We start from the raw sequence: 9,997 nt of genomic DNA, 5'->3' as shown, positions 1-9,997 counted from the left end.
ACAATTTTACTAGAGTGCAATGCTGAATGGATTCAGTATGGCTCTTAGTCAAGCACATGTTTTGGTGAAGAGCCTTATATAGTGATCAATATTCTGACTGTTTTATTGTCTCTTTATTTAATTGAAGGAATGATAGAAAGGTTTAAAATGAAAGAAAAAATTCACCGTGCAGAAAAATTTATGGTGACTTGTGAATTAGCAGCGTCTATAGCCCATGAAATAAGAAACCCGTTGACTACGGTATATGGATTTATGCAGATGTTTAGTAAAAAAGAAATCTCTGAAACACAAAAGGATGACTATTTGCAAGTTATGCTAATGGAGTTAGAAAAAGCGCAACTCGTTATTAACGATTATTTGTCCCTTATAAAACCACAAAATGTTGCAAGAGAATTATTAGATATTAGACCAATTGTTGAGCAAGTAATAGAGGTTATTTTACCGATCGCCATCCAATGTAATGTTAAAGTTGAAAGCGATAATGAATGTTCCTATTATATATATGCCAACACCGATAATCTAAAAATGTGTTTAATTAACATTGCAACGAACGGGATTGAAGCCATGACTAATGGAGGGATGCTCCGAATTAATGTGAAAAAGGTAAAGAATCGTATTGTGATTGATATTATTGACACAGGAATTGGAATGTCTTCTGAGGAGATAAATCGAATCGCTATGCCGTTTTATTCTATAAAAGAGAAGGGAACCGGGCTAGGTACGATGATTGCATACAGTATTGTAAAAGGATTAAACGGAGATATAGAAATAAAAAGTGAAAAGGGAAAGGGAACACGGTTTTCTATTATTATTCCTTCTTCCTAATAGAAATCGTAGGGCAAAAAAATTTCGACGATTTAGAGCTTGCTGTTAAAGTACAGTTCGAAAACGAGGAATTTAAAGACGAAAAAGAAATTGAGAAAATATCCGGATACAATAACGCAATAGCATCCATTTTGGAGTGTATAAACCCAATTTATTTATATGATTTAAATGATTAAAACAACCTTAATTGAATAAGATTGTGAAGTATTATACTTAAACTAACGGGGCTTTCCTTCAATAAGGAGTAGAGCCTTTTTCTACTTAACTAACGGAGCAAGCTATCTCAATAAAAAAGGTTCATATTACCATTTTTGTGGTATTATGAATGTGCTTTTAGAAGGGTGGGGCGAGTTCAGTTGAGTAAAATGAAGCAGAGTACAAAGTTAGATTTAGAGAGAATAGTTTTCATTGGGAGAACTTTTGAAGAGTATTTGGATATGTTCTTACTTTCAGAAGAAGAACTACGAGGAAAGAAAATACTTGATTGTCCAGCAGGAGCTTGTTCATTTACAGCCATTGGCAACAAATCAGGTTTCGATGTAACCGCTTGTGACATTGCCTATTATCATTTTAGTGAAGACCTAAAAAATAAAGGTCTTCAAGATATTGAACACGCAATGAAGCATATGGAAGAAGCTAAAAACAACTATAAATGGGACTATTTTAAGGATATAGAAGGTCTTAGAAAATTTCGTTTAACGGCTTTACAAGATTTTGATAATGATATGAAAAAATCGAGTGAAAGATATATACCCGTTACATTGCCTACTTTGCCATTTAAGAATGATGAATTTGAGATTCTTCTCTCAGCACATTTTTTATTTATGTATGCAGATAGGTTAGATTATCAATTTCACTTAGAAACGCTAAACGAGCTGTTGAGGGTTACAAAAGAGGAAGTTCGTATTTTTCCTTTAGTTGATTTAGAGGGAAAAAGATATAAGCATTTAGACAAAATAATAAGTTATCTTGCTGACAATAACTGTACAGTTGAAGAAGTAAAAGTTCCATATGAATTTTAAGAAAATGCTAATTCGATGTTGAAAATAAAAAAGGTTTATTGAACTAACAGATGTTTTAGTTGAAAAAGGCTCATTTAATGGCTTGTCTTAGGAGGGGAGATAAAAAAATGATTGAATTACGAAAAATAACCAGGGATAACATAGAAGAAGTAATAGCACTTGAAGTTGGTGAAAACCAGAAAGACTTTATAGAAACTACTAACCTCAGAAGCTTTGCAGACGCTCATGTGTTGAACGCAGATGGGATACCAGCGGCTCCCTTTGCCATTTATGCCGATGAAGTTGCGGTTGGATTTTTGATGTATATTTATGATACGTTGGATCACGAATCATTTGAAAATGAAGTTTTTTACGGGAAGAAGTGCTATTTTATTTGGCATATTATGATTGAAAAGAGTTATCAGGGGAAAGGATATGGTAAACTTGCCTTTGAAAAAATGTTGATGGATATTGAAACTATGCCATATGGGGAAGCAGAATATGTAGCCCTCTTTTATCGAACAAGTAATGTCATAGCTAAAACAATATACGCTTTATTTGGTTTCGTAGATACAGGCATCATTCAGGATAATTCGATGTTGGCGATTAAAAATCTAGATGGGAAAATAACAGAATCCTTAGTAGAATAGGATCTCTCGGAAAGAAATGTCGAAGAAAAAACCGATTTAATTTTATTAACGCAGTTTTAGCAAAAATATATTATTTATACCGCAATCGGGCGCGATTGTTCCTGAACTATTGAGCGATTCATTTTTTATAAAAATCAAACTTAAATCTGCTAAGGAAGCATCCATTTTGATTAATCTTTTTTCAAAGTGGATTCTTTTTATTTTATTGAAAAATGCTGGCTTGCGAGGGTGTTTTGATCAAACTTTATTTCAAAACAACACCAAGGGGTTTTCTGATGAGAAATTTCGCGATATGTTAACTGTAAGATCATCCTGACAGACGGTTTTTGATTTCTTCTGATAAAGGTATCTCATATAAACTACAACTGTATTGAATGTACAATGTATGAACTACAGAACTAATGAATATTATTATTATCTTTACTTCGGCGAAATTTTCCGTAATGGTGAGACAGTATCTAGCCTTTTAGAATGAGATTGAAAGAGGAGGGTTCATGATATGTCGCGAAACATTATTCCTAGAGCCGCTGTGCGCGGGACAGCTTTTGGAATTATTTTTATGGCATTTTTCGGTACTCTGTGGGCGGGGATTGGAATTAGAGGATTGCAGGGTTGGGGATTTCTCTGGCTGTTGATCTTATCCCTATTGATTGGTGTCATATTGCTTATTGGAGGAATCGTATTGATAATGAATTCAAAAAGGTTATCAAACGAGATGGCGGAAGGGGATTCCCAGCGTTGGAAACGGAAGAATATGTGGTTCGGTATTATTTTCGGTTTAGAAGGCGTGTTGATAGCCATCGCTGCCGGAATTTGTGGATCTACCAATCATTTGGATTTGTTTGTCCCTGTTATGGCTCTTATTGTCGGTGCTCATTTCTTTCCCCTAGCGCACCTTTTCCAGGTGAAGATCTATTATATTACGGGTTCACTTCTTTGTCTGCTTTCGGTAATCGCGCTGTTTACTTTCCCTATAAAAGTTACCTGGGGTAATTATCGAATTATGGTATGGTGGACATCTGTTGGTTTTGGCTCAGCTCTGATATTGTGGGGGACTGGGGTGGCAGTTTGGATTACAGGCCATAGACTGTTAAACAAGGCTAAGAATGGATCCGAAGAAGCTTAGGCATTTTTAATAAAACTAACAAACAGAGACCTAGATAGTTGTCCAGGTCTCTGTTTTATGTAGCAGATTTTTTAGAAATGATATTCAGCAAATTGCCACTTATGTCGTACCCCAAAAACTAAGTTATTCACATAATAGAATTTGACGTAAAAACGATTGCTTTTTAGCAACGCATCGATCTTTTATAACAAAACCTGCATCTTCTATCATGTCATCAATTGTTTCAATCGTAACGACAACTACCTTATCGGCAATCCGACGAGCATGTTTTAAAATATTAAATTGATCTTCGGCTGAAGTATGCGTAAATAAGTTATAGGGTAAATCAATAATAGCGACATCATAATGTTCCATAACTTCGGAGATTGGACCTAATGTAATGTTGCCTGTTAACCCAAAGTAAGTGATGTTTTTTCTGGAACCCTGACAAACATTGTAATTTATATCTCGCCCTTCAATATTAATCCCCATTGAAAGAGCTTCAATGACTACTGTCCCTATACCACAACAAGGGTCGATTGCACGAATATTTTGAGGCTGGGGAACGGCGATATTCGCAACAGTACGAGCTACTCTAGTACTAAGTGCCGTTGAATAACTATGTGGCTTGTGTAAATGATTATGCCAAATGGATTCACTCTTCATATGCTTTCCAAAATACCATATTCCATCTATTAAAATAACACCAAATACAATTTCAGGCTCATTTAGGTCTGGTTCGCCATCCATGCAAAGTCCTATCTCACGTTCTATCGATCGACGCTCTGGTAGATGAATTTTCTTCTCTTCACCTATATCCATATTATTTAAACAAACTACTTTATAAGTTGCTTCCTTTATGGTTAAATCCTTCACCAATGTCTTGATGTTCTCTATGCTGTTTTCTTCATATAGTACTTCAACTCTGTCTTGTATAAAAGGGCTACGGCTTGGATCAATTTTAATAGGGCTTATTATATAGTTTGCTTGGGAATCATGATTAAAAAATGAACGCATCTCCATTCTGCACAAATCGTATTCATCAACATGATGTACATATGTGTATATAAATTTACTGTTATTTTGTTCGTTACTCAATTGATTATCATCCTTTTAAGTTGTTGTTCACTTGATTTCACTAACGCTCCTAAAAAACAAATGAAGTTGTTTATTTGGTAATCGTATCATAGGTGACTCTATCAAGCCACTCGATATCAATATTGATTCACAATTGCCGATTTTTGATTGAGTAGAGGGAATAGTGGAAATAATCTGTGAGAAGAAATAATATAAAAATAGACATCTATTCATTTCAACATGTCGGATTTTATGTCCCACAATAAAAGGAGGGTGTTAAATGGTTGTAAAAGAAGGTATTTTACATAGAAAGGGTGCTAGAAAAGCTAGCGAAATCCCTATTGAAGTTTTAACATTGTTGAATCAAGGGAAAATAGAGAGTGTTAACTTAACAGAGTGGCAAGCTGTTCATCATATTACTTTATTAAAAAAAGTTCTACCATCAATTAGGCTAGAAGATAAGTTAGAATTTATACTAACTGAGGTAGAGAAGCAAAAAGTTGAAACGGGAATGAAGGCCATACGTTTAATTGGAAGTTTATTAGATACCGTCTTAATGGAAGAGAGTGCAACAAAAAAAGAGGAGCTAATCACAATATGCGCTCATCATGTATCTGATAGTGTCCGGTGTTGGGCGGCATTTATGAATAAAAACAACGATTATTCATTAGAGGAGAAGCTGTTGTATATCCAACCCTTCGCAGCAGATCACAATTTTGGTGTTCGGGAAATTGCTTGGATGTCAATAAGAGAGGATCTCGCGGCGAATATTGAAATCAGTGTAGATTTGTTAACGGAGTGGGCGAAAAGTGGAGATGAAAACATTCGTAGATTTAGTTTAGAATCAATCCGTCCTCGCGGAGTATGGACAAAGCATATTGAAGTTTTAAAGGAAGAACCGCAAATTGCACTTCCTATTTTAAATTTACTAAAGTCAGATCCGTCAAAGTATGTTCAAGATTCTGTCGGCAACTGGTTAAATGATGCTAGCAAAACTCAACCAGAGTGGGTAATAAACTTATGTGAGGAATGGCAAAAAGAATCTCCAACTAAGGCAACTGAGAGAATTATTAAAAAGGCTCAAAGAACAATTGTAAAAGGTTAATAGGCTATAAATGAACCATCCTTTTAATTCTAAAAAAAGGATGGTTCATTTAACTTTAATCATTATTTTATTTTCCAAAAGGATGGTCAATATAAGGACCCTTCATGGTAATTCTCATGAGCTGAGTAGCCATAAATTTTGGTGAATAAGGCATATCGTTTTCTAACCACCAAACAATTACCTCCAGAAAGGCAGCAGCAAAATATCTGACAGCAATTTCACGTGGGACTGTAAGTTTTTTGTCATCGGGCTGCATAGAGTTTATGCCATTTGAGATAAAATCGATGATGATTTCCTTCAAGCCTGAGGAGAAATAAGGAATGTCTTTTTCAGTTAAAAACACTTTATATAATTTGCTATTTAAAGAAATTTGCTCGAATAAATGCATAAATGTATCGTGTGGCTCATCTGCTTCTTTTGAAAAATCAAATTCCACCTTGTCCTCGAAAGTAATGTTAAGGCTGCTCACTAAATCATTTAATATTTCCTTTGTGCTTTGATAGAGAAGATCGAGCTTATCGCTATAGTGTAGATAAAAGGTAGCACGATTTAAGGTCGCTCGCTCTGTAATATCTTGTACCGTAATCTTGTCATAGCCTCTTTCCTCAATTAATTCCACAAGTGCGTCTCTTAGTAGTTGGCGCGTCCTCATAACCCGAGGATCCATTTTCTGTTTCTTATTCGACATTTTTAAGCTCCTTGTCTTATTTTTTCTATTTTTACAACACTGGCTATAAGTTCGTTGATAAAGCGTCGAATCTATGAAATGTGTTGTTTGCTCTATTTAAGAGTATTGCTATACTCATATTAACGACACAGTGTCGATAATACAACTAGTTGTTAATATGTTCGTGATTTAGGCATTTTATTAATTGGAATAGATATCTAACAAATATAGAGAGGAAGTTTTAAAATGGGTCGTTTAAATGGAAAAGTAGCCATTATTACAGGAGCAGCAATGGGGATGGGAGCTTCTGAAGCAAAATTATTTGCTCAAGAAGGAGCGAAAATTATCGCTACAGATGTTCAAATCGAGCCATTGAATCAATTAGTAAAGGAAATTAAAGAAAGTGGCGGGGATGCTATAGGGATCCAGCATGATGTGACATCTGAAGATGCTTGGAAGTCCGTCATTGCCGAAGCGGTGAAAACATATGGTAAAGTCGATGTACTCGTGAACAATGCTGGTGTTTCTTCACCAAAAACGATTGCCAACATGGAAATGGAAGAATGGAATAAAATAATGGACATTAACTTAAATGGCTGCATTATTGGTATGAAATATGTAATTCCTGAAATGCAAAAAGCAGGTGGCGGCTCTATTATCAATATTTCTTCCATTGGCGGTATTGTTGGTATGGCAGGCACAAGTCCATACACAGCGGCTAAAGGGGCACTTCGCGTACTATCAAAATCAGCTGCAGTTGAATACGGAAAAGATAAAATTCGTGTAAATTCCGTACATCCAGGTATCATCGTAACACCAATGACAGCACCAACGATGGAAGAAGGAGGCGCTCTTCCTTTCTATAAAACATATACGCAGCTGCCATACTTTGGTGAACCAGAAGATGTAGCCTATGGCGTTGTATTTTTAGCATCTGACGAATCACGCTTTATGACAGGTGCAGAATTAGTTATTGATGGCGGTTGGACAGCTATTTAGAACCATTAAACTTGAGATAAAAAACTAGGTTTCACATAGAATGTGAGCCTAGTTTTTTTGTATTGTATACGGAAGTAGATTCTGGTATGAAACAAAAAAATAAGTAAGCTAAAGAAATGATTAGATAGAGAAATAGTAGGGTAGCGGAACTTGATATTTATGGTAGGATAAAGATAAAAAGGGGTTTTATCCCACGTTATTTACAAGCGCAGAAAACGATGCCTGGATTAAATTAAAATCGTTTTAAATGCGGGAATGGACACGCTGTTTGATCCTGCTGACGGATATCCTAAGTTATATAGATATGTTTGTTAACATTATGGATAATCAAACTCACAGCGCCTGTGCATCATTGGAGGTATTAAAATATTATGCCAGTATGGAATGATTTTATAAATGCCGAAATTCCCAATGCAGGAAGCGGTAAATGGTTTCAAATCATAAATAATTCAAAGCAGTATGGTGTTGCAATAAAAAACGAAGAACTCGTGATTTCTAAGTATCGTGAAAAACACTGTTTACAATATGACTATTTAGATTTAAAAATAGTCGGCACAGATTATGGAGAATGGGGAGGCGAGTTAAAAGTTGTTTATCCAGACTCGACAGAAATAGTATTAAAAAAATGTAATGTAAAATCAATCTTTGAATATGAGGGGGATCTATATTTTCTAGAAGGGTTAGAACATTTGTATCTGAATACAGGCTATTTATATCAGCTGATTTACGATGGTACTCACTTTTCTATTAGAGAGTGTCTTGATTTAAAGGAGTGTCCAATTGCTTTTTATATATTCAATAGCCACTTGTATGTAATATCTAGCGAAAATTTATTTAGTTTATCTATCGAAAGTGGATTATTTAAAAAGATTATGATATTCAATAATTTCCCGTTCAGTGCATTTGTACCGAACTCACTTGTTGTCTATAAAGGGGATTTTATTATAGGGATGAGAGGCGGAGTAGGGCGAATAGATTATGAGAAAATTAAAAATGTGCAGTATATGCAATTGAAAAAAATTTGATTTTCAATTTTTCATTACGATGAGCCTGCGTCGGTAATGAAAAATGTACAAGATTGGAGAGAGGTTTATGAAAGTAGAAGAGGCATTAAAAATAGTTTATGAAAATACTATTGGTGATAACTCAATACTGAGGGAGTTACGGGGTGGGAAGGGATTAAATCAACAAAGTTATAAACTCTTAATTGAAGCAATGAAAAAGTTAATAGAAGAATATAAAGATAAATCTGAAGTGCCTAAGAAACTCGCCTTATGTTTTGTCGATATAAATAATTATTTTTATTTTAACAAGGGCAAGTACACCGAAGAAGAAGAAAAAGAATTAGAAGATGCAGTTCACGAAATATCATATTTAGCAGAAAAATTATTTGCATAGATTTAAATAAGATTTTTAGTTTATATTATATTGATTTTGCTCCTTTTTCAGATGAAAGTGATTCAGTTTTTGATTTCCGACAGTCAGATATTTATTTCTCAGGAAAATTATTACGATGGAGCTTTGGGCCGTATTCAGAAATATAATGTTTAGAGAAAAGAATGGTCCTCAACGCTTAGGAGTGAGTCAGTGTAATCGGTGTGAAAGAGATAAGAATCTTTCTTCTATAATTAATAGCATTTAATTGAGAAGGTAACAAATGCGCAAGCAGATCAATAACAAAGGAGATGTCTAATGGAAAAGAGAGTAGAAGACTATATTTATGAATTAGAACAATTAATCAAACTAGCCGATCAGGAAAAAGATAAATATTTATTCCAAGACCAAGCGTATGAAATAATGGATGAGATTGAAGAGTTAGAGAATGCATTTGATTTTGTAGAGCCTATATTTCTATTAGTTGAAAGAAGTCCGGATATCGATTTTGGCGGTCCAGGACCATTTGGTAGTTTTTTAGAAAGGTTTTATCGGCATGGTTATGAAGACATATTAGTAAAATCATTACAACGTAACCCGAAAGAATATACCATATACTTATTAGAACGCCTTTGTAATGATGAAAGTAATCCAAAAAGAAAAGAATATTGTACCTTATTGGTTACATTGAAAAAGTAGCCTCAAAAATATATGTAAGGAACGAAATGATCATGTTATTCTGTATTTTTTCTGTGAAAAAAACTTTTTCATGCATGGGTTGGGTGCAATCGCTCATGAAAGTTTTGTTTGAATATTCAGGTGAATTAAAAAATAGTTAAGTATTCTTCACGAAATAAATCTGAAATACCAGCCAATCTAAGTCATATGAGTATTTAACGATCCTTTACGTCCTAGTTGTAAACTTCGCTATAAAATCAAAAAAATATTAGTTCAAGATGAGGTATCTACTTTAGCAATTACAAAATGTCAAAAGTGGAGGAGAAATTCGATGAATATGGATAAGGCACATAATGTTGTTTATGATCTTACCATTGGAGATAGCTCAATACTGATGGAGTTACGATTTGGGAAGGGATTAAACAAACAAAGTTATAAAATCAGGCGTGTTGATTAGGAAAAAATAAGTTTATTATTGAGCGATAAAAGGATTTTTTTGTTACCACTTTGCCAATA

General features: G+C 34.4%; 10 protein-coding genes and 1 pseudogene. 9 read left to right on the top strand and 2 right to left on the bottom strand.

Features of this window, described 5'->3' with window-relative positions; genetic code table 11:
* Positions 1-75: 75 nt before the first annotated feature.
* The 4 genes and pseudogenes from AMS59_RS01955 to AMS59_RS01940 form a co-directional block, all read left to right on the top strand.
* A pseudogene (locus AMS59_RS01955) lies at positions 76-825 on the top strand (ATP-binding protein); the annotation flags it as partial.
* Between the two features lie 356 nt (positions 826-1,181).
* Positions 1,182-1,847, top strand: coding sequence for a hypothetical protein (locus AMS59_RS01950; protein ID WP_053482086.1), 666 nt, complete (start codon positions 1,182-1,184; stop codon positions 1,845-1,847).
* A gap of 107 nt (positions 1,848-1,954) precedes the next feature.
* The gene (locus AMS59_RS01945; protein ID WP_053482085.1) at positions 1,955-2,476 is read left to right on the top strand and encodes a GNAT family N-acetyltransferase; all 522 of its coding nucleotides are present in this window, start codon (positions 1,955-1,957) and stop codon (positions 2,474-2,476) included.
* A 499-nt stretch (positions 2,477-2,975) separates the two neighbouring features.
* Positions 2,976-3,602 (top strand): hypothetical protein, encoded by a 627-nt coding sequence (locus AMS59_RS01940; protein WP_053482084.1) that lies wholly within the window; start codon positions 2,976-2,978, stop codon positions 3,600-3,602.
* A gap of 123 nt (positions 3,603-3,725) precedes the next feature.
* Here AMS59_RS01940 and AMS59_RS01935 read toward each other — a convergent pair whose 3' ends face one another.
* The gene (locus AMS59_RS01935; RefSeq protein ID WP_053482083.1) at positions 3,726-4,679 is read right to left on the bottom strand and encodes a TRM11 family methyltransferase; all 954 of its coding nucleotides are present in this window, start codon (positions 4,677-4,679) and stop codon (positions 3,726-3,728) included.
* Between the two features lie 259 nt (positions 4,680-4,938).
* Here AMS59_RS01935 and AMS59_RS01930 point away from each other — a divergent pair, with 259 nt between their 5' ends.
* Positions 4,939-5,763, top strand: a complete 825-nt coding sequence (locus tag AMS59_RS01930) for a DNA alkylation repair protein (RefSeq protein WP_053482082.1) — start codon at positions 4,939-4,941, stop codon at positions 5,761-5,763.
* A gap of 67 nt (positions 5,764-5,830) precedes the next feature.
* Here AMS59_RS01930 and AMS59_RS01925 read toward each other — a convergent pair whose 3' ends face one another.
* A complete protein-coding gene (locus AMS59_RS01925; protein WP_053482081.1) occupies positions 5,831-6,451 on the bottom strand; it encodes a TetR/AcrR family transcriptional regulator in 621 nt (206 codons plus the stop codon).
* Between the two features lie 225 nt (positions 6,452-6,676).
* Here AMS59_RS01925 and AMS59_RS01920 point away from each other — a divergent pair, with 225 nt between their 5' ends.
* The 4 genes from AMS59_RS01920 to AMS59_RS01905 all read left to right on the top strand — a co-directional run bounded on the left by AMS59_RS01920 (position 6,677) and on the right by AMS59_RS01905 (position 9,502).
* Positions 6,677-7,429, top strand: coding sequence for a glucose 1-dehydrogenase (locus tag AMS59_RS01920; protein ID WP_053482080.1), 753 nt, complete (start codon positions 6,677-6,679; stop codon positions 7,427-7,429).
* A gap of 371 nt (positions 7,430-7,800) precedes the next feature.
* Positions 7,801-8,454: a hypothetical protein gene (locus AMS59_RS01915; RefSeq protein WP_053482079.1), complete on the top strand. Its 654-nt coding sequence runs from the start codon at positions 7,801-7,803 to the stop codon at positions 8,452-8,454.
* A gap of 67 nt (positions 8,455-8,521) precedes the next feature.
* Entirely contained in the window at positions 8,522-8,827 is a 306-nt protein-coding gene (locus tag AMS59_RS01910) for a hypothetical protein (protein ID WP_053482078.1), read from the top strand.
* Positions 8,828-9,121: 294 nt separating this feature from the next.
* Positions 9,122-9,502 carry a hypothetical protein gene (locus tag AMS59_RS01905; RefSeq protein WP_053482077.1) on the top strand — a complete coding sequence of 127 codons (381 nt, stop codon included), beginning with the start codon at positions 9,122-9,124 and terminating at the stop codon, positions 9,500-9,502.
* Positions 9,503-9,997 lie beyond the last annotated feature (495 nt).

Origin of the sequence: Lysinibacillus sp. FJAT-14745, from assembly GCF_001275675.1 — a bacterium.
Classification (GTDB): domain Bacteria; phylum Bacillota; class Bacilli; order Bacillales_A; family Planococcaceae; genus Lysinibacillus.
The sequence above is the reverse complement of the archived record's forward strand: the minus strand, read 5'-3'. Positions and strand labels throughout refer to the sequence as shown.